The organism is Candidatus Frankia nodulisporulans (assembly GCF_902806475.1).
Taxonomy (GTDB): domain Bacteria; phylum Actinomycetota; class Actinomycetes; order Frankiales; family Frankiaceae; genus Frankia; species Frankia umida.
This window is the reverse complement of sequence record NZ_CADCWS010000002.1, coordinates 1-20579: the sequence shown is the minus strand read 5'-3', so window position 1 is coordinate 20579 and position 20579 is coordinate 1. Positions and strand designations below refer to the sequence as shown.

At 72.4% G+C, this 20579-nt stretch carries 12 protein-coding genes and 1 pseudogene; 3 read left to right on the top strand and 10 right to left on the bottom strand.

The window, feature by feature from the left end:
* Positions 1-32: 32 nt before the first annotated feature.
* The 4 genes from G6R24_RS00480 to G6R24_RS00465 form a co-directional block, all read right to left on the bottom strand.
* Positions 33-1262 carry an RNA polymerase sigma factor SigF gene (locus G6R24_RS00480; RefSeq protein ID WP_163547132.1) on the bottom strand — a complete coding sequence of 410 codons (1230 nt, stop codon included), beginning with the start codon at positions 1260-1262 and terminating at the stop codon, positions 33-35.
* A complete protein-coding gene (locus G6R24_RS00475; protein ID WP_163547130.1) occupies positions 1259-1795 on the bottom strand; it encodes an ATP-binding protein in 537 nt (178 codons plus the stop codon). Before G6R24_RS00475 ends, G6R24_RS00480 begins: the two co-directional genes overlap by 4 nt.
* Positions 1796-2099: 304 nt before the next feature.
* A complete protein-coding gene (locus tag G6R24_RS00470; RefSeq protein WP_163547128.1) occupies positions 2100-2606 on the bottom strand; it encodes a GNAT family N-acetyltransferase in 507 nt (168 codons plus the stop codon).
* On the bottom strand, positions 2603-3298 hold the full coding sequence (locus G6R24_RS00465; protein WP_163547197.1) for a dTDP-4-dehydrorhamnose 3,5-epimerase family protein: 696 nt from the start codon (positions 3296-3298) through the stop codon (positions 2603-2605). The genes G6R24_RS00470 and G6R24_RS00465 overlap by 4 nt, the downstream gene beginning before the upstream one ends.
* A 1130-nt stretch (positions 3299-4428) precedes the next feature.
* Here G6R24_RS00465 and G6R24_RS00460 point away from each other — a divergent pair.
* Complete coding sequence (locus tag G6R24_RS00460) at positions 4429-5658, top strand: malic enzyme-like NAD(P)-binding protein (RefSeq protein ID WP_163547127.1); 1230 nt, start codon at positions 4429-4431, stop codon at positions 5656-5658.
* A gap of 226 nt (positions 5659-5884) precedes the next feature.
* Here the strand turns inward: G6R24_RS00460 and G6R24_RS00455 are convergent, their stop codons facing one another.
* On the bottom strand, positions 5885-6226 hold the full coding sequence (locus tag G6R24_RS00455; RefSeq protein ID WP_225437915.1) for a hypothetical protein: 342 nt from the start codon (positions 6224-6226) through the stop codon (positions 5885-5887).
* 266 nt (positions 6227-6492) lie between these two features.
* On the opposite strand from G6R24_RS00455, the gene G6R24_RS00450 reads away from it, so the two are divergent.
* Complete coding sequence (locus G6R24_RS00450; RefSeq protein ID WP_163547125.1) at positions 6493-7470, top strand: zinc-binding dehydrogenase; 978 nt, start codon at positions 6493-6495, stop codon at positions 7468-7470.
* 76 nt (positions 7471-7546) lie between these two features.
* Here G6R24_RS00450 and G6R24_RS00445 read toward each other — a convergent pair whose 3' ends face one another.
* The 3 genes from G6R24_RS00445 to G6R24_RS00435 form a co-directional block, all read right to left on the bottom strand.
* A complete protein-coding gene (locus G6R24_RS00445; protein ID WP_476695801.1) occupies positions 7547-7786 on the bottom strand; it encodes a DUF6104 family protein in 240 nt (79 codons plus the stop codon).
* A 188-nt stretch (positions 7787-7974) separates the two neighbouring features.
* Positions 7975-11820, bottom strand: a complete 3846-nt coding sequence (locus G6R24_RS00440; protein ID WP_163547121.1) for a multifunctional oxoglutarate decarboxylase/oxoglutarate dehydrogenase thiamine pyrophosphate-binding subunit/dihydrolipoyllysine-residue succinyltransferase subunit — start codon at positions 11818-11820, stop codon at positions 7975-7977.
* A 1714-nt stretch (positions 11821-13534) separates the two neighbouring features.
* Entirely contained in the window at positions 13535-14422 is an 888-nt protein-coding gene (locus G6R24_RS00435) for a thiamine-phosphate kinase (RefSeq protein WP_225437913.1), read from the bottom strand.
* Positions 14423-14677: 255 nt separating this feature from the next.
* Here G6R24_RS00435 and G6R24_RS00430 point away from each other — a divergent pair, with 255 nt between their 5' ends.
* On the top strand, positions 14678-16057 hold the full coding sequence (locus G6R24_RS00430) for an acetamidase/formamidase family protein (RefSeq protein WP_163547117.1): 1380 nt from the start codon (positions 14678-14680) through the stop codon (positions 16055-16057).
* On the opposite strand, the gene G6R24_RS00425 is transcribed toward G6R24_RS00430, so the two are convergent.
* Positions 15965-19741, bottom strand: a complete 3777-nt coding sequence (locus G6R24_RS00425; protein ID WP_225437911.1) for an AAA domain-containing protein — start codon at positions 19739-19741, stop codon at positions 15965-15967. The genes G6R24_RS00430 and G6R24_RS00425 overlap by 93 nt on opposite strands.
* Positions 19698-20579 (bottom strand): annotated as a pseudogene (locus tag G6R24_RS21765) (AAA domain-containing protein); the annotation flags it as partial. The pseudogene G6R24_RS21765 and the gene G6R24_RS00425, both read right to left, overlap by 44 nt.

Below are 20579 nucleotides of genomic sequence, written 5' to 3'. Positions count from 1 at the left end.
AAGCTGCTTGGGCTCGGGATTCGGGCGGTGACTCAGCTGTCCTCGAGCAGGCCGCGGCGTAGCTGGGCCAGGGTGCGGGCGAGCAGCCGGGAGACGTGCATCTGGGAGATGCCGAGCTCGGTGGCGATCTGCGACTGGGTCATGTTGCCGAAGAACCGCAGCAGCAGGATCCGTTTCTCCCGGGGTGGGAGCTTCTCCAGCAGCGGCTTGAGGGACTCGCGGTACTCGACCCCCTCGAGCGACTCGTCCTGGACACCGAGGGTGTCCGCCACGGCGGGCGCCTCGTCGTCGCCGGAGTCCGGCGCGTCGAGGGAGACCGCGGAGTAGGCGTTGGCCGACTCCAGACCCTCGAGCACCTCTTCCTCGGTCATCTGCAGATGCCGCGCGATCTCGCTCACCGTCGGTGAGCGGCCGAGGGTCTGCGACAGCTCCGAGGTGGCCTTGGTCAGCGAGAGCTTGAGTTCCTGCAGCCGGCGGGGCACGCGGATCGCCCAGCCCTTGTCCCGGAAGTGCCGCTTGATCTCGCCGACGATCGTGGGTGTGGCGTAGGTGGAGAACTCCACGCCGCGCTCCGGGTCGAACCGGTCCACCGACTTGATCAGACCGATGGTGGCGACCTGGACGAGGTCGTCGAGCGGCTCACCGCGGTTACGGAACCGGCGGGCGAGGTACTCGACCAGTGGCAGGTGCATCCGCACGAGCTGGTCGCGCAGAGCGGCCCGCTCGGCGTCGCCCTCGGGCAGTGAGGCGAGCCGGACGAACAGCGCCCGGGCGAGCGCACGGTCGGGCGAGTGGGTCCGCTCGGTGCCGGTGGTGGGGGGGCTCGCGGTCTCACTCGGCGCCGCACCGCCGGTGCTGTCGGCGTTGGCGCCGGCCGACGGGTCGCTGTCGGTGACGGCGGCGTCGGTAGCGCCGCCGCTGGTCGGGACGCCGCTGGTCGGGGCGCCGGTGGTCGTGCCGCTGCCGCTGGCCTGACCACCGATGGTGGCTGGGCGCCCGAGCGCGCTGTCGGGGCCCGCGGCCTGGGCGGCGGCGCCCACAGCGGTGCCACTGTCATGGCCGGCACCGCTGTGGCTGGCACTGTCATGGCTGGTACCGCCGTGGCCGCTGGTGGCGGCGGTGGGCAGTCCGGCGCGCAGGGGAGTGTCGGGATGCTCGTCGACGGTGCCCGCCCGCTGGCTGAGTGAGGCGACCGGGTCGGCGGGCCCGGCCTGGTTGGGTGCCGTCCGGGGTGGAGTGGGAGTTCTCCCGGTTGATGTCATGGCGTGCCTACCGCGTCACCCAGTGGAGTCGCATTGGCCGCACCGGAACCGCGGACGTGCCCGGCGGGCGGCTCACCGAGATCAGCCCGGACCCCTTGACGCTTCTGCAGCGTGATGCTCACCTTCGAGCCGGGACCGGTGAAGGTCTCGACGTCGCCGGCGAGGGCCTTGAGCACCGTCCAGGCAAAGGTGTCCTCCGATGGCGGCTCACGGTCGAGGCTCTCGACCGTGACCAGCACGTGCATGACACCCGGCGACAGCGTGAACGTGCAGTCCAGCGACGAGCCTGGCACCGCCGAGACGAGAAGCAGCGCGCACGCCTCGTCGACGGCGATCCGCAGGTCCTCGATGTCGTCGAGGGTGAAGTCGAGCCGGGCCGCGAGGGACGCCGTCGCCGTGCGAAGCACCGTCAGATATGCGCTGGCCGCGGGCAGCGTCAGCGCGACGACGTCGCGCAGGCCGCCGGAGTGGGCGGTGGGGCCGTCGATGGTGTCGGAGATCTCCGCGCCGCCGGACGAAGGCGTCGGATCCACGTTCCTACCCCCAAAGAGCCTGCGTAGAGCGAGGAGTGCTGTCCTCGCGGTGGCCGAAGCCGGGTGATCAGTCATGGTGCGGGTGATGGTCTTCCCGCCAACCGACGCGGTAAAGCGCCACCCGGACGGTCGTGATGTCCCTCATGTCCGTACCGGGTACCCGCGTCGGCGGCCAGCGTTGGCCATCGCCTCCACCGTACCCAGCCGTCGGGGGGTGCCGCAGGTCGGGTGATCGAAAGGTTCGTCCACCCCAACCCGGGGGGGCCCGAACGGGGAGGGTCGCATCCGCCCGTGAACGGACGGATCAGGTGGGGATGGCCAGGGCGCGCAGGGCGTCGCCGTCGAGACGCCACGTCGTCCAGCCGTTCATCGGGCCGGCGGCCAGCGAGCGGTAGAACTCCTGCGCCGGGGTGTTCCAGTCGAGCACGGCCCACTCCAGGCGCCGCAGCCCCCGTCGCACGCAGATCTCGGCGAGCGCCGCGAGCAGGCCACGGCCGTGGCCGCCGCGTCGGTGCTCCGGCCGCACGAACAGGTCCACCAGGTACATGCCGGCCTGCCCGGTCCAGGTGGAGAACGTCTGATGCCAGATCGCGAACCCCACCACCGGCGCGGACGGACCGCCCGCCGTGGTGTCCGCGGTGATGTCCGCCGTGGCGACCAGGCAGGAGGCGCTCGGGGTGGGGCCGAACAGGGCCTGGTGCAGGTCGTCCACGGTCATCGCGACCGCGTCCGGCTCCCGTTCGTAGGCTGCGAGGGCGCGCACCAGCGCCAGGATGGCGGGGACGTCCGCCGGCCGCGCCGCCCGGATCAACGAGCGCCGCCGGCACCCGCGCCCGCCGTGGCGCCCGCACCCGAGGCTCCGGCCCCGGTGCCCGCCGACGCGCTGGCCGGGCCGAGTGCGTGGCCGGACCGCAGCAGGGCGTAGAACTCCTGGCACTCGGCGTAGGTCGGCAGCAGGCCCGCGGCCTCGGCCTCGCGCAGCGTGGGCGCCGCGGCGTCCTTCTCCGAGAGCAGGGGTGTGATCTCGGCTGGCCAGGGGAGGTCGAGATCCGGGTCGAGGGGATGAACGCCATGCTCCCGGCCCGGGGTGTACGGCGCCGAACACAGATAGCTGATCGCCGCGTCGTCGGTGAGGGCTATGAACGCATGCCCCAGTCCCTCGGCGACGTACAGCCCACGGCGGTCCACATCGTCGAGCAGGACGGCGTCGAAAGCACCGAAGGTCGGCGAACCGGTGCGGATGTCCACGACGCAGTCGAGTACCTGGCCGCGCATACAGGTCACGTACTTCGCCTGACCCGGTGGTACCTGTGCGTAGTGCACGCCACGCAACGTCCCGCTGCGGCTGACGCTGTGGTTGGCCTGCGACAGCGCCAGCGGATGCCCGATCGCCTCGGTCAGCGCATCGGAGCGGAACCACTCCAGGAAGGTCCCGCGGCTGTCGGAGTGCTGACGCGGGGTGAACACCCAGGCGTCGGGGACCGATAGTTCGCTGATCTCCACCACTGGGACGGTACCGGTTCGCTCGGAGGTGTCCCCGCAGGCCGCACCGCACCGCCCGGACGCGTTGGCGGCCAGGTGTGGCGCTTGCGCACAGCTGGCTCGGCCGGTGGGATGCCGGCGCCGGCCGCGACGCTGCGTGTCGTGCCCGGCCCGGTCCGCGTCGTCCCGGCGGACGTCGGTGCTCGTAGGTGTGGGACCGGCATCGGCCCGGCTACGCGCCACGGCGCGGTCATCGCCCGGTCGCGGCCGCGTCATGGCCGGCTGTCCCGGTTTCGTCCGGTGTCGTCACCCACGCTCTGGGCTGGGACTTCGGGCCGCCCGGCTGGAACGGGTGGGCGGCCCGGGCATCGCGCACGCGAACATCCGGATTCCGGCTGGTCGATTGTTCTTTGCGCCGTGGTGAAGACCTCGCGGCGCGCGGCCACCGGGGTCCGCACCGGAGTCCCGCCCGCCCCGATCCCGCGATCATGTCGCTGATCTGCGTGAATGTCGGGGTGGATGGTCGGATCGGTGACCCGCGGATCAGTCCGCGGGCTGATCCGCGGGCCCACCGATGAGCGTTCGGCGAGCGGCGATCACGGGCTTCCGGAGACCCCGACAGCTATCCTCTAGCTATGCAGAAGGGCATCGATATGCACTAATGATTCCTGGCTTCGGGCGGCGTTGACCTGGCTGGCATCCGGGTCTCCCGGATGGTTTCCGGCCGCGCCACCGTTGCCTCGGGTGGGAGACATGGGAGCGCCGTGCCTCGCCGATGTGCGTCGGGTGTCTTGCGATGTGCGTCTGCTGGCCGTCCACCCCGGGTCGAAAGCCCCGCCAGCGTCGACAGCGTGTGTATCGACGCCCGCTGCGTCGGCACCGGTCCGAACACCCTCGCCACGGCCTCGTTGGCAGCCTGCCCAGCGATGCGTCCACGCGTACGGCGACGGTCCGCGTGTCATATTGGACCTACCCCCGGGCCACCCCCCGGTCCCTGTCCTGTCTCACATCATGAGGTGGGACGACTCAGGCTCGCCTTCTGCGTGGACGACGCACGCAGCCAGGGCGGGCGACCTGTAGCCGCGGCCCCGGTAAAGGGACCACGACCGCCCCAGCGGGTCCACCGCCGGCTTGTCCGAGGAGCAGCCTCCGTGACCGCAACCACTGACCACTCGACTCTTCCCACCAGCGCCCCGGCGGATCTCGCCGCGGTCAGCCCCCGGCCGTCCGACGACGACCCCGCCTTCGCGCTGCATCGCGGCGGAAAGATCGGGATCGCCCTCACCGTGCCGTTGGACAACCGCGAGGACCTCTCACTCGCCTACACCCCCGGCGTGGCGCGGGTCTGCACCGCGATCGCCGAGACTCCCGCCCTCGCGGATGAGTACACCTGGCGGGCCAACACCGTCGCCGTGGTGACCGACGGCACCGCCGTGCTCGGTCTCGGTGACATCGGCCCGGCCGCGTCCCTGCCGGTGATGGAGGGCAAGGCGGCGCTGTTCAAGCAGTTCGGTGGGGTTGACGCCGTGCCGATCGCGCTGGACTGCACCGACGTCGAGCAGATCGTCGACACCGTGGCGCGGCTGGCCCCCAGCTTCGGCGGCATCAACCTCGAGGACATCTCCGCGCCCCGCTGCTTCGCCATCGAGCGGCTGTTGCAGGAGCGCGTCGACATCCCCGTCTTCCACGACGACCAGCACGGCACCGCCATCGTGGCCCTCGCCGCCCTGGAGAACGCCGCGAAGCTGACCGGGCGCACCCTCGGCGACCTGCGTGCCGTGGTGTCCGGTGCGGGCGCGGCCGGTGTCGCCGTCACCCGCATCCTGCTGGCCGCCGGCATCGGCGACATCGCCGTCGGTGACAGCCGCGGGATCATCTATCCGGGTCGGGACAACCTCACCTCGGTCAAGGCGGCGCTCGCGGCCGAGACCAACCGCGCCGGCCTGACCGGCTCGATCAACGACGCGCTGGGCGGCGCCGACGTGTTCCTCGGCCTGTCCTCCGGCAAGGTGCCCGAATCGGCCGTCGCCACCATGGCCCCCGAGGCGATCATCTTCGCGATGGCGAACCCGGACCCGGAGATCGACCCGGAGCTCGCCCACAAGTACGCCCGGATCGTCGCGACCGGCCGTAGCGACTACCCGAACCAGATCAACAACGTGCTCGCCTTCCCCGGTATCTTCCGGGGCGCGTTGGACGTGCGGGCCAGCCGGGTCACGGAGGGCATGAAGCTCGCCGCCGCCGACGCGCTCGCCGCCGTGATCGACGGCGAGCTGAGCGAGGACCACATCATCCCGAGCGTGTTCGACGCCCGGGTGGGTCCGGCCGTGGCCGCAGCCGTGGCCGCAGCCGCTCGCGCGGACGGCGTCGCCCGCCGCTAGTCCCTTCCGTTTCTCCCCGATCCCCTTCTTTTCCGCTCTTCAGCCAGGTCACCCCGAAAGGGGCGACAGGGCATCCGACGGCCGTGGGACCTGCCGGGTATCCGCCCCAGCTCCCGCGGCCGTCCGCCGTCCCGGGCCCGTCCACGGTCCCGGGACGTTCGCGGTCCCGGGACATCCCGTCGGATCCGCGGCGGGGGCGGCGATGAGCGGGATGTGCGGCGGATGGTCAGACCCGGCCGCAACCGGGGCAGGGACGGTGCTCGACCGCCTCGGCGAGTGGGCGCAGCGTGCCGCATCCCTGGTAGGAGCAGCAGACGAAGTCGGCCGCCGCCACGGTGATGACCGCGGTCCCGTCGACCATGACCGTGACCGGCGCCTCCGGAGCGGGTGCCACCCGATGCCGCCGCCAGCCCAGTCGGCGCCGTCCGCCACGCCGCCCGCGGCCGGCGCCGGCCAGGTCACCTTCGCCGGCGGGGCTGGCGTCAGGGTCGCCGACGGGACCGGTACCGAGGTCGGCGAGTGGGGTGGACTCCGCGGTGGAGGGACGCGGGTCATCGCTGCGGGTCACCACGGGCTGACCGCCGGATGGTGCGCGGGGTCGGCGTTGGTCGTGGGCACGGCGATGAGTTCAACACACCGGCGGGTCAGGTGCGTGCGCCGGGGCGGATTGTCCATGTTCGGCGGCGCGTCCGATGTGGACGGTTCGCGCGCATCCACGGGGGATGGTTCGCCCCCGTCCGACCCGACGAGCCCGCCCGCGTCCAAGGGGAGAGGCTCGCCCGCGTCCAGGGGGAGAAGCTCGCGCGGGGGACGTGGCGGTCGTAGATTCTGGATGTGCTTGCCGCCGCCGCAGTTCGGCTCGACCCCGAGGATCCGCTCGCGGCGTTGTCCGTGGGGCAACAGCCGGATCCGGGGGATCCGCCGGCGGACTGGGTGAGCGTGCGGGTGCGCGCGGCTTCGCTGAACCATCACGATCTTTTCAGCCTTCGTGGGGTGGGGCTTGCGGCCGACCGGCTTCCGATGATTCTTGGCTGTGATGCCGCCGGCGTGACCCCCGAGGGGGAGGACGTCGTCGTCCACGCGGTGATCGGTGATCCGGCGGCGGGCGGTGGGGACGAGACGCTTGACCCGCGGCGGACGCTGCTGTCCGAGCTGCATCCTGGCACGCTCGCCGAAGCGGTCGCGGTGCCGCGGCGCAACCTGGTGCCCAAACCGCCGGAGCTGTCCTTCGAGGAGGCGGCGTGCCTGCCGACGGCGTGGCTCACCGCGTACCGGATGGTGGTGTCGCGGGCGGGGCTGCCGGCCGAGGGCGGTGGAACGCTGCTGGTGCAGGGCGCGGGCGGCGGTGTGTCGACGGCGGCGGTCCTCATCGCCAAGGCCGTGGGGCACACCGTTCTCGTCACCTCACGGGACGCCGGGAAGCGGGCGCGGGCGGCGGCGCTCGGTGCGGACGCGGTGTTCGAGTCCGGGGCGCGGCTGCCGCGCCGCGTGGACGCGGTGCTCGAGACCGTCGGCGCGGCCACCTGGGGGCATTCGCTGCGTGCGCTGCGTCCCGGCGGGCGGATCGTCGTCTCCGGGGCGACCAGCGGGCCGAACCCGCCGGCCGAACTCAACCGGGTGTTCTTCCAGCAGTTGTCGGTGGTCGGCTCCACGATGGGCAGCCGCGACGAGCTGGTCGATCTGCTGGCGCTGCTGGTGCGCACCGGTATCCGTCCGCCCGTCCAACAGGTCTGGCCGCTGGCCCGGGCCCGGGATGCCTTCGCCCGGCTGGCCGCCGGCGACGTGTTCGGCAAACTCGTCCTGACTCCCTGACGGGACCGGGAGAGGTCCCCGGTCACGGGCTGGCTCGCGGTCAGGGCTCGGCTCGCGGTCAGAGGTCGGTTCGCGGTCAGAGGTCGGCGTCGTCGTCGGGGCGGGCGAGCCAGGTGGCCAGGCGCTCCACCGCCTCCTCGAACTGCGGGTGGACGTCGACGAACGCCCGCATCGCGTCGGCGAGACCCTCGTAGGTGACGGTCTCCTCGCCGCGGCGGTCGACCAGTTCCTCAAGACCGCGATCGGTGAAGTACATCCGTGCTCCCATCCGGTTGGCCCGCCACGCGGTTGACCATCCGACCAGGCTACTGACCATCCGACCAGGCTACGGCCATCGAGGAGACGACCACCAGCAGGCTGGACGGTGACCGTCCGAGCAGACCGTGGCCATCGGGCTGGAGGCAGTGGGCACAGAGCCGAGCGGTCGCCGTCCACTCCCGGGGGAGAGCGGACGGCGACCGTCTGGCCGTGCGTGCCGTGCGTGCCGTGCGGGTGTGCGGTGGGTCAGTCGTCGAGGGCGGCTTCGACGAGAGCCTGCTGCTCGCGTTCGTGCACCCGGGACGAGCCGGACGCGGGGGCGGCCGCGGCCCGCCGGGAGACCCGACGCAACCGGATGTTGCGGGGCAGCGACTCGGCGAGGTTGAGCGCCATGTGCGGGTAGGCGCCCTGGTTCGCCGGCTCCTCCTGTACCCAGACGACATCGGTGACGTTCGGGTAGCGCTCGAGCACGGCGGCCAGCTCCGGACCGGGGGTCGGATAGAGCTGTTCGACGCGCAGCAGGGCGAACCGCTGGGGGTCACTGTGCTTGTTCCGCGCCCCGGCCAGGTCGTAGAAGACCTTGCCCGCGGTGAGCAGAACCCGACGCACCGTCGTCGGGTCGGTGACCGTCGGGTCGTCGATCACCGGCTGCCAGCTGCCGCCGGTGAGGTCCTCGACGGTGGACGTGGCGGCCTTGGCCCGCAGCATCGACTTCGGGGTGAAGACGACCATGGGACGGCGCACCGGCGACAGTGTCTGGCGGCGCAGCAGATGGAAGTAGCTGGCCGGCGACGACGGGGCCGACACGGTCATGTTGCCGTCCGCGCACAGCGACAGGAACCGTTCGATGCGGGCCGAGGAGTGGTCCGGCCCCTGGCCCTCGTAGCCGTGCGGGAGGAGCAGGACCAGCGAGGACCGCTGCCCCCACTTGGCTTCACCGGCGGTGATGAACTCGTCGATGATCGACTGGGCGCCGTTGGCGAAGTCGCCGAACTGCGCCTCCCACAGCACCAGCATGTCCGAGCGGACCACCGCGTAGCCGTACTCGAAGCCCATCGCCGCGAACTCGCTGAGCAGCGAGTCGTAGACGTAGAAGGTGCCGACACCCTCACGGTTCTCGGTGCCGTTCATGCCGTGACGCAGGGTGCGCAGCGGGGTGTGGTCCTCGGCGCTGTTGCGGTCGACGAGGACGGCGTGGCGCTGACCGAAGGTGCCGCGCCGGCTGTCCTGCCCGGTGAGGCGCACCGAGCGGCCGTCCAGCAGCAGGGTGCCGAAGGCGAGCGTCTCGGCGAGCGCCCAGTCGATCGCACCGGTCTCCACCATCTGCGCGCGCCGTTCGATCTGCGGGCGCAGCCGGGGATGCACGGTGAAGCCGTCCGGCAGCGTGATCTGCGTTTCGATGATCCGCTTGACGGCCTCGAGCGGCACCGCGGTGCTCACGGCGGCGGCCGCGGCGGCCTCCTCCGGAGTGGTGACGATCCGCGGCTGCGGCGCGTTCTCCGACGGGGTGGTGTCCCGGGTCTGCGCGAACGCCTTCTCCAGTTCCGCCCGGTAGGACTTCATCGCCTCCTCGGCCTCATCGCGGGTGATGTCCCCGCGGCCGATCAGCGCCTCGGTGTAGAGCTTGCGCACCGAACGCTTGCTGGCGATCGTGTCGTACATCAGCGGCTGGGTGAACGACGGCTCGTCCATCTCGTTGTGGCCGCGCCGCCGGTAGCAGACCAGGTCGATCACGACGTCCTTGTGGAACGCCTGGCGGTACTCGAACGCCAGCGCCGCGACCCGCACACACGCCTCCGGGTCGTCCCCGTTGACGTGGAAGATCGGCGCCTGCACCATCCGGGCGACGTCGGTGGCGTACACCGACGAGCGGCTCGACTCGGGCGAGGTGGTGAACCCGACCTGGTTGTTGATGACCAGGTGGATGGTGCCGCCGGTGCGGTAGCCGCGCAGCTGGGAGAGGTTCAGCGTCTCGGCGACGACGCCCTGCCCGGCGAACGCGGCGTCGCCGTGCACCAGCACGGGCAGCACGGTGAAGCCGGCGACACCCTTGTCGAGGATGTCCTGCTTGGCGCGGACGACACCCTCGGTGACCGGGTCGACGGCCTCCAGGTGGGACGGGTTCGCCACCACGGAGACGTTCACCGTGCGCTCCGAACGGGCCCGGTAGACGCCCTCGGCACCCAGGTGGTACTTCACGTCACCGGAGCCGTGCGCGGTCTGCGGGTCGAGGTAGCCCTCGAACTCGTCGAAGATCTGCCGGTAGGACTTGCCGACGATGTTCGCGAGCACGTTGAGCCGGCCACGGTGGGCCATGCCGATGACGACCTCGTCCATCTCGGCGTCGGCGGCCCGGTCGAGCACCTCGTCGAGGGTGGGGATGGTCGACTCGGCGCCCTCGAGGGAGAACCGCCGCTGGCCGACGTACTTCGTCTGCAGGAACGACTCGAACGCCTCCGCGGCACCGAGCCGCTCGAGCACGTAGAGCTGTTCGGCCGGGTCGGGACGTTCGGCGGAGCGTTCCACCCGCGCCTGGATCCAGGCCCGCTCGTCCGGCTCCTGGATGTGCATGTACTCGATGCCGACACGGCGGCAGTACGAGTCGCGCAGCACCCCCATGACGTCGCGCAGCGACATGGTGCGCTGCCCGGCGAAACCGCCGACGGCGAACTCCCGGTCGAGGTCCCACAGCGTCAGCCCGTGGCTGATGATGTCCAGGTCGGGGTGGCTGCGGATGGCGAACTCGAGCGGGTTCGTGTCGGCCATCAGGTGCCCACGGACCCGGTAGGCGTGGATCAGCTCCAGCACCCGCGCGTTGTGGTCGAGGTCGCCCTCGTGCACCACCGCCTTGTCCGGCACCCAGCGCACCGGCTCGTACGGGACCCGCAGCGAGCGGAAGACCTCGTCGTAGAAGCCGTCCTGGCCGAGCAGCAGCTGGTGCATCCGGCGCAGGTACTCACCCGACTGCGCGCCCTGGATGATCCGGTGGTCGTACGTGCTGGTCAGCGTGATCGTCTTGGAGATCGCGAGCCGGGCCAGGGTCGTCGAGGACGCCCCGGAGAACTCGGCCGGGTACTCCATGGCACCCACGCCGATGATCGTGCCCTGCCCCTGCATCAGCCGCGGCACCGAGTGCGCGGTTCCGATGCCACCCGGGTTGGTCAGGCTGATCGTGACGCCGGTGAAGTCGTCCATCGTCAGCTTGTTCGCCCGGGCCCGGCGGACCAGGTCCTCATACGCGACCCAGAAGTCGCGGAAGTCCATGGTCTCGCTGTTCTTCACCGCCGCGACGACGAGCTGGCGCCCCTTCGGGGTGGCCAGGTCGATCGCGAGGCCAAGCCCCACATGCTCCGGCTGGACGTGCGTGGGCTTGCCGTCGACCTCCGCGTACGACGCGTTCATCGCCGGATGGTCAGCCAGCGCCCGCACCATCGCATAGCCGATGAGGTGGGTGAACGACACCTTGCCACCGCTCGAGCGGGCCAGGTGCCGGTTGATCACGATCCGGTTGTCCGCGAGCAGCTTCGCCGGGAACGCCCGGACCGACGTGGCGGTCGGGACGTGCAGCGACGTCTCCATGTTGGTGACGACGCGGGCCGCAGCCCCCTTGAGCGGGGTGCTGACCGACCCCGACGACGACGCTGGCTTCGCGGTCGCGGTCGCGGCCGGTGCGGCCGGCTTCGTCGCGGGCTTGGCCCGCGCGGCGGGCGCCGGCTCCGAGCGTGGTGCGGTGGCCGCGGGCGCTGTCGGCGCTCTGGCCGCGCTGACGGCCGGAGCCGCGCTGGCGGCCGAGGGGGCCGGGGGTGCCGGCGCCGCGGCTGGGCCGGCGGTGCTCACGGGTGCCGGCGCGGCGGCGGGTGTGTCGTGGGCTGACTCACCGCCCGAAGGTGCCCCGTTCGACGCGACGTCGGCCGGCGCTCCGGTGGCACCGGGAGTCGTCGGCGGCATGGTCGGGCGATAGTCGGAGAGAAACTCACGCCACTCCGGCGAGACACTCTCCGGATCTTCGAGAAACTGTTGGTAGATCTCGAAGACCAGCCATTCGTTGGGTCCGAAGTCAGGTCCGGACGCAGGAACCGTCGGTGCTGTCACGGGGCCATTCGCCTCTATCCACGGTCTCACTTCACGGCCTCCGAAAGGCCCTTCTGTCACCGTCTGCTCAGGCTACCCGCTGCGGCCAGAGCTGGTACGACCGGACCTGCCCGGTCCGGTCACACGGACCCTCGGTACCCACCCGGCGCCGTCCCGACACCGCCCGGTTCCTGCCCTGTGTCCGCCCCGATCCGGCCATCATCTCGTCCTGATCTCGTCCCTTTCCTGTCCCTCTCGGCCCGGCTTCCGTGCCTCGCTTCCACAAGCCCGCTTCCGTCACCCCGCCCCCACCGGGTGAAGGCCCGATCGCACCGGCTTCGACCCCGACCCGCGACCGTGCGCCCTCGCGACGAGAGGGTCTCCCACGTCAGACGAGAGGGTCTCCCACGTCGGCTGATGATTCCGGCGCGGTTGGTTCGCATGGAGCTGGCGGCGAGGGTCCCGAGGCGGGGATGCGGTCCGCGGCGACGGCCTCGCCTCCCGCGGATCTTCGACTGCCCTTGTCGTCCACGAAGCGTCATCGCGAAACCACCAGGCGCGCTCATGACGGTGTGCTTGTCGTCAGACGCGACGCCATCCCCGATTCGGGTTCGCCTGTCCCGGCTATCACCGTGCCCGGCGAGCATGCTTCGACCCGACCACGCCGGCCTCGGATCCATGGAGAGCGTCCAGGTCGTCCGCGGCGGAGTGGAGCTCCACGCGGGCCTGTGGAGGCATCCCTGTCCGGTATGTCCCATGGCGGTCCGAGTGCTCGGATCCGCACGGCGATGTCCGACAGGCGGGGCGGGTGACCCCCGGGTGGACGGGGCGGGCGGGGCAACGGGGGCAGGCGGTTTCCAGGCCAGGCGGGACGGACGGGTCGCGGGTCATCGGACCAGGTCATGCGGGTGGGAACACGGTGGCGCGACCATCCGTTAGACTGGCCAGTGCCGGCCCGCATCATGGCCCCCGGACCCAATGAACGCCGCTTCGAGCGGCCTACGCCCGTGAGGCGACCTGGCGGGTCGGCACCTACACTTCTCCTCTCCCGAGTGCCTTGGGCGCCGTGGCCGTACACCCCCTTTTCGGGGGCTGAGGCCCGCGCGGGGCACTTGGTCGCGCACCGTCGCGTGCTGGTACGAAGGCCCTGTGGCGGCGTCACAGACGCGATCCCATGGCTGGCGGCCAGAACGGGGTGCCGTTGATCGGCGTTGCGGACCATCGATCGTTCCCGTCGACCGTTGTTGTCGCCTTTGTCGTGGCCGTCGACCGTTGCCGTGGTGGCCGCCGACTGGTGTGAGCCGGTGGATGGGCGCCGCCGTCGCGACAGGTGACTTTCCATCGCCTGCGGTGCGGTGCGGTGCGGGGTCGGCCCGGACCAGTCATCGTCGGCGTGTACGAGACGTCCGATATGCGCTTTGTTCGCGTTCCAACGGGTGGGCGTTCACGTGCGGAGCCGGTACCGCTGGATGGGCCGAAAGAACGACGGCTGAATGGGTTGAGCGCCAACCTGACCGGGCGTTCGGAATGGCTGGGATGATGGCCGGCTCGGCCATCCGGAGTCGACTCGAGGCCGGTCGGGCCGTGGTCGGCACCGGACATTCCCGTGGCGAGGGAATGCTGGTCGTCGGGGCCGGTCGGGATGCTGATCAGGGTGCGGTCAGGCGGGCGATCAGGGGTGGTCGCGGTGGTCGGTGCGGGTGGGGGTGGCGCTGTTACGCGGTGGTGGGTCGGTTCACTCGGGCGAGTGTGGTCGGTCGGGGTGGTTCGAGGTGGATCGGCCGAAGTGGGTCCAGCCGCCCACACCGGTCGGGGTGCGTCCGTCGACGGTCACGCCCGTTCCGTCGGACTGGACGGAGCCGATCCGCACGCAGCCGGGTGGTAGCGCGACGCTCGGTGGAAGCGGGGGCAGGCAGGCCACCAGGGCGTGGTCCTCGCCGCCGGTGAGGACCCAGTCGAGGGGATCAACGCCGAGGTGGTCGGCGGCGTCGCGCAGGGCGTCGTCGACCGGGAAGGCGTCGGTGGTGAGGTCGATGCGCACGCCGGACGCGGCGGCGAGGTGCCCGACGTCCTGGACGAGCCCGTCGGAGACGTCGCACATGGCGCGTGCGCCGAGGGCCGCGAGGGCGGGGCCGAGGTGGTAGGGCGGTCGGGGGCGGCGATGCGCGGTGAGGAGGTGGCCCCAGCCGCGGGCGGTGAGGGAATCGTCGTCCGCGCGGATGGGCCTGAACCCGTCGGGTGCGGGCCGCGGGGAACCGCCGCCGGCGACGGTGGTGCCCGCGCGGGCGCATTCGGCGGCCAGGCCGTCCGCGAGCGACAGGACCCAGTCGAGTTCGGTGGAGCCGGGGGTGGCCAGGCCGACGAACAGGCCGGTGGGACGGGCACCCATGGCGGCGACGTCGGCGAGGTTCTGGGCGGCGGCCTTGTGGCCGACGTCCGCGCCGCCGGACCAGTCCCGGCGGAAGTGACGTCCCTCGACGAGAAGGTCGGTGGTGACGACGACGCGGCCGTCGGGTGCGGCGAGCATGGCGGCGTCGTCGCCCGGCCCGACGAGGACGTCAGGGCTGCGACCGAAGCGAGCGGTGATCGCCCGGATGAGGTCGAACTCCCCTAGATCCCGCACATGCGGACCCTTTGGGCTAAAAAGTTCCGCATCCACGGGCTATCCACCTTCCGCACCTCGGAATGACGGTGATCGCAACATATATGTGACCTTTTTGTCACATTGCACTGAAAATCTGACGCGCGTGAACCTGCGCTGTCGATGTGCATCCTGCGTACCCCCTGCCGGGAGGCAGGACGGTGCGCGGGCGTGGGTCCAGGCGGCTCATCACGGTGGGAGCCCGCCCGGACGGTCCCGGACCCGGTAGAGCCGCCCGTGGCGCTGCAACCGGGCCGCGGCAAGATCGAGGGTAGACATTATCTGCCCTCCACCCCCGAAACCGTCACCTGGGGTGAACTGCCGAACGCCCGCTCCCGACCGGTCCTGTCCATCGATCCCGGTGCCACCGTCACCATCGACACGGTCAGCCAGGAGGGCATCCTCGGCGACCAGGGTCGCGACCCCGAGTCCTTTCTCGCCGGTCTCGGCGTGGTGCCCGCCGAGGTGCTCGCGGACGCGCGGGCGATCGCCGCGTCCGGCCTGCCCCACCAGTACGGTGTGGACGCGCCGCACATCGTGACCGGGCCGGTGTTCGTCCGGGACGCGGAACCCGGTGACATGCTGCGCGTCGACGTGCTCTCCCTGCATCCGCGGGCGCGGTACGGCATCGTGTCGAGTCGCCATGGCGCGGGGCTGTTCACCGGGGAGTTTCCGGAGGGGCCACCGCCCGAGGCGAGCGCCAGCGCGCGGCACTGGCAGCGCTTTGGCACCGTCACCACCCTCTGCGCGATCGAACGCCGCCGTGGGCGGCTGTTCGGTGCGCTGACCAGCGTCGGCGGTACCCGGACCCGCTTCCCGCTGACTCCCTTTCTCGGCGTCATGGCGGTCGCGGTGGACAGTACCACCGAGGTCATCGCGTCCACATCGGTCGGACTGCACGGAGGCGCGCTGGACTGCGTCGATCTGGGCGTCGGTGGCCACCTGTACCTACCCGTCCAGGTGGCCGGCGGGCTGTTCGCGGTGGGCGACCCGCACTATGCGCTCAGTGAAGGACGGCTGGGTGCGACCGCGCTCGAGGGGCCGCTGCGGGCGACCCTGCGGTTGTCCACGCTGCGGGAGGGGGCGGCGGGTGCGGTGCTGGGGGCGCTGCGCGAACCGTTCGTCGAGACCGAGACGGCCTGGGTGACGATGGGTGTCGACGCCGAGCTGTCCGAGGCGGTCCGCCGGGCCGCCCGCTCGGCGATGCTGTTCCTGACCAGCCGGATCGGGCTGGAACGGTCCGAGGCCATGGCCTATCTGTCGGCCGCCGCGCAGATCGGGGTGTGCCACGTCGGCCCGGGCCCACAGACGGCCTTCTGTCGGATCCGCCGGGCCGACTTCCTGGAACCGCCGGCTGCCCGTTCCCGGCTGGCCCGCCAGCCCTTCGCCCGCATCGTCGGTGCCACCGAGGACGACCCCGACCACCATGACGCCGTGCCTGTGGACTCGGAGTCGCCGGATCACACGCGCCTCGAGCCCACACCGCTGGACCCGCCGACCGCGAGCGCGGGTGGCGGCGCGGGCTCAGGGCGGCGGGAACTGTCCGACGGCGAACTGACCCGCGGGCTCGCGGTCGCGCGCGAGTCGGACGAGATGACCGACGGCACCCCCGTCTGAGAGCACCGCGCCGTCCTGGTCGGGGCCGTCCGGGGTGGGGGCGGGGGTGATCCCGGCGGCGGCGAGGCGCGGCCAGAGGGTGGCGAGGGCCGCCTCGGGGTTGAGCTCGAAGTCGGACTGGCGCACCCGCCAGAACCGCCAACCGACCCGGCGCAGGTCGCGCTCGCGGTCGAAGCCCCGGGCGATGTCGGCGTCGCCGGCGTCATCGTCGCAGCCGATCGCGAAGCGGGACCGTCCACCGCTGACCACCAGGTCCAGGCGCAGCCCGCCGATCTCCACCTGGGGGGCGACCAGATAACCGCGGCCGGCCACCCGCCGGTACACCCGCTGCGCGAGCAACGAGCCGAACGCCGGATGCGGACGGTCCTCGGGTACCAGCCGCGGGTCCGGGGACTCCGGTGGCGCGCTGGCCCGGCCGGGCCGGGTGGCCGCCGTGAGCTGGGTGCGGGTCGCGGCCTGGGTGCTGGACAGGACGTGGGCCAGGTAGCTGTGGCGCAGGTCGTGCTGATCGAGGTCGGTGAGGGTCACCGAATGGAACAGCCAGACCTGGTCGCGGGCGCGGGAGGCGGCGACGTTGAACAGGCGCTGGTGCTCCAGCGTCGTCAGGGGTGTCGGCGGGGTCGAGGGGGCCACGACCAGCGACACGAACACGACGTGGCGTTCGTCGCCCTGGAAGTCCGCGGGGGTACCGACCCGCAGCCGGCGGCGCCGGTGCTCGGCCGCGGACAGTCGTTCGGCCAGCAGGTCACGGATCAGGGTCGCCTGCGCCTGGCCCGCCATGACCACCACGCCGAAGGTCAGCCCGGCGTTGCGGGGATCCTGCGCGCTGAGCAGCACCTGCCCGACCAGCGCCTCCGCCTCCGCCCGGTTGCGCGGACCGGTGGACGTCGGGATGGTGGAGCCGTGCGGGACGTGCCGGGCGACCAGCGGTGGCAGTCGATCGGCGCCGAACTGGCGCAGCGGCACCAGCGGCGCCTCCCGGTAGAACATCGCGGATGACCATTCGATGATCTCCGGCATGCACCGGAAGTGCTCGCGGAGCCGCACGACCTCACCGAACCGGGTGCGCAGCAGGCTGAACAGGCTCGACCGCGGGCTGAACCCGACCCGCAGCCAGGCCGGGACGTCCGGCAACAGGGCGTCGAGCCGGTCGAGGACGTCGTCGAGGTCACGCCCGGGTACCGCCGCCGGGGTGCACTGCCGGTCGTCACCGACGACGATCACCCGGGGGGCGAGCCAGAGCAGGAACAGACTGTCCAGGCCCGCCTGGCTGCCCTCGTCCACGATGACGACGTCGAAGCTGTCACGCACCGGCGGGATGGTCGAGAGCACCTCGCGGATCGGCATCACCCAGGCCGGGACGGCCGTCTGGGCGATCGCCATCGCCTCCCGGGCGGCCTGTCGGTAGCGCTCGGCCTGCCGTCCGCCGTGGGTCCCGCCCGCGGCGACCGCCTCGCTGTAGGCACGCAGGGCGGCGGACTGCCCGGCGCCGAGGCGCTCCAGGCAGTGCCGCCAGGCCCGGGCGCCGGCGAGTTCCGCGGTGGCGGCGGCCAGGACGTCCTCGGCCGCGTCCAGATCGGCGTCGAGGTCGGCCGGCGCCGCGCTGTGCGGCTGCTGGGCGCTGTTCGGCTCGGTGCCGGCGTGGTCGATGACGCGGGTGGCGTCCAGCCAGCCGGTGGCCAGCCCCCAGGACCAGGCCGCACCGAAGTCGTCCAGCTCGAGGCCGCGATCCTTCCCGCCGGTGGGCGGGTCGGTCGGCCCGGTGCGCAGCCGCTGGGCGAGGACGGGATGGGCGGCGTCGAGGCGGGTGAGCAGCGTGTCGCGCCGGACGGTGGCCCGGTCCTGAGCCAGCTGGGCCGTGAGCCGTTCGGTGGCGGCGGTGTAGGCGGCGCTGTCCCGGGCGTGGGTGGCCGCGAGCACGGCGGCCAGCGGGGCGGGTGCCGCCGGATGGGCGGCGAGTCGCTCGTGGTCGTCCCGCACCTGGGCGAGTTCCGCCTCGGCGGCGGCCGCGGCGCGTGCCGGCTGTTCGGCGGCGAGCGCCGCGGCAAGCTCGCCGATCGTCTCGGCACTGGTGACGGCGCTGACGATCGGGGCCGTCGGGGCTGTCGGGGTGGCCTCGTCGCCGTGGTTCGCCGCCGTCGCGAGCAGGTGGTCGCGGGCGGTCACCAGGGTGCCGATCGCCTCGATCACCTCGTGCCGTTCCAGCAGCCGGGACACCGCGACCTCGACGGGCAGACCCGGCTGAGGCGGATGACCGGCGAGCACCCAGGCCCGTCCGGCGGCGTCCAGGGCGAGCTGCGCCCGCAGCCGGATCAACACCAGGTCGAGCAGTTCCGGGGTGGTCGGGGCGAGTCCGTCCACGGTCACCTGCGCGAGCAGGGTCTCGGCGGCCCGCTGGGTCTTCCCCTTGAACCGTCGGCGCAGCCCGCCCCCGTCGTCGAAGTGCGCCCGCAGCGCCTCACCCCGCGCCAACAACACCGCCGGTGCGGACATCCGCACCACCGCGTCGCCGGTGGTGTCGTCGTTGGCGGTGACCTCTTCGCTGGCGGTGGCGTCGTCGCTGCTGGTGGCCTCGGTGGGTAGCAGCACCTCGTGCAGGCCGAGTTCGGTCAGTTGCCGGGCCGCGTCGGCGACCTGCTCCGCCGCTGTGTCGATCTTCGCCCACACCAGCCGGTCGTGACCGGTGAGCGCGTCGTGGACGGCGGCCGGAACCCAGGCCCGATCGGCCACCCGGGCGGCGCGGCTGTGCACCTCATCCAGCGCCTGGTGCAGGGCGCGCACGGCGGAACGCAACTCGTCGGCGGACGCGGGGGAGGCCGCGATCAGGGCGGCGAGCAGGGCGCTGGCCGCCGGGGTGAGGCTCTCCCGTGCGGTCGCGGCCGCTCTCCGGGCCGATGCGCCGGCGGCGACCAACGTGGCGAAACGGTCGGCCGCCAGCACCGGCCAGATCGACTCGTCCGCGTCGACATGAGCCGTGGGACGCGGGGGATTCGACGCGTCCACGGGGTAGCGGCGCAGCAGACCGCGCAGCTCGACGGCCTCGTCGTCGGTCAGCGGCGGTCCGGCGGTGGCGAGGACGGATCGGCCGGCCGGGGTCGGGATGGGCAGTGGCAGCCAGGCGTGTGCGCTTTGGGCGGCGCGGACCCGGGCCGCGACGCTCGCCCGGGTTCCGCCCCAGCCCGCGGCGATCGTTGTGTCGGGGTGGATCGTGCCCTCGGCCGCCCGCACGTCCCGGGCGCGTGCGGCCAGCGCGTCCCGCTCCCGTAGTGCCTGGTTGCGGCGTTCGGTGGCCCGTGCGATGCGACGGTCGAGGGCCTCGGGTCGGTAGGAGGCCCGCTGCGCGGCCAACGCGCTCACGCTCAGGGCCAGCTCTGGCGCGCCGATCCCGGTGGCGACATCGCCGGGATCGGCGAAGTGATCGCCGCGGGTTCCGCTCGCGGCGCCGGTGTCCTCGGTGTCCTCGGTGTCCTCGACATCGTCGGCGGTGTCGGTCAGGGAGACACACAGGTCGCGCAGGTCGGGGGGCAGCTTCGCCCGCAGCACCCGCAGCACCCGCAGGGCCTGCGCCTTCTGGCTGGTGACGAGGACCCGCTGGCCCTCGGCGAGCAGCGCGCAGATCAGGTTCGCGATCGTGTGGGTCTTAACCGGTGCCGGGTGGTCCCTCCACCACGACGCCGTTGTCATGGCGCAGCCGTTCCAGCACCAGGGCCTGCTCGGGGCTGGTGGGCAGCGGCAGCAACGGGTCGGCGCCGAGCACCGCGCCGTCGGTGGCGCCTTCCGCGGCGAGCCACGCGAGCCGCTCGTCCGTGTCCAGGGTCGCCACCAACTGCGCGAGTCCGAGCGGCGGCGGACCGTCACCGCGCAACGCGTCCAGCATCCGCTCGTAGTAGCTCAGCAGCGCGGCCGAATCGCGCACCCGCAGCACCAGCGCCGGAGCGAACGTCACCTGCGGCCCGCCGCCGCGGCCTCGCGAGCCGGCGGCGGGGACGTCCACGGCCAGGGTGAGCCACTCGCGCAGCAGTCGAGTGTCGTCCGGGCCCAGCGGTGCCGGGGCGCGGTGCCGCAGCCGATCGTGGAGGTTGTTCGTGCGCTCCCGGTGGAACGACGCGACACCGTCGAGCAGGTGGCCATCGGCGAGGCGGGTCGTCGCGTCCGCCGGCAGCCGCACCCGGATGTCGGCGGTGACCGGGTCGATCTCGCAGCGCACCCGGGTCGACAGCAGATGCTCGCGGATGGGCGGACCATCCGGCGGCGCCCAGGTGAGCAGGCCCGTGGCCAGCACCAGCTCCAGCGCGTCGCCTTCCTGCGCGAGCCGGGCGGCCAGAGCGTGCAACGTATTGTGCAGCGCCCGTCGCTCGCCGTCCGCCTGTGCGCGCGACGCCCAGATCCGCCAGGCCGGCAGCCACCCCCGGTACGCCAGCTCGACCTCGGCCGGGTCCACGTCCGCCAGGTACACATCTGCCCGGCCCACGTCCGCCGGATCCACGTCCGCCGGATCCATGTCGGACGGGCCCGCGCCGGG

Coding starts and splice junctions, on each gene's coding strand:
- G6R24_RS00480 (WP_163547132.1), bottom strand. CDS start 1,262: ATGACATCAACCGGGAGAACTCCCACTCCACCCCGGACGGCACCCAAC.
- G6R24_RS00445 (WP_476695801.1), bottom strand. CDS start 7,786: ATGGTCAGTAGCCTGGTCGGATGGTCAACCGCGTGGCGGGCCAACCGG.
- G6R24_RS00425 (WP_225437911.1), bottom strand. CDS start 19,741: ATGACAACGGCGTCGTGGTGGAGGGACCACCCGGCACCGGTTAAGACC.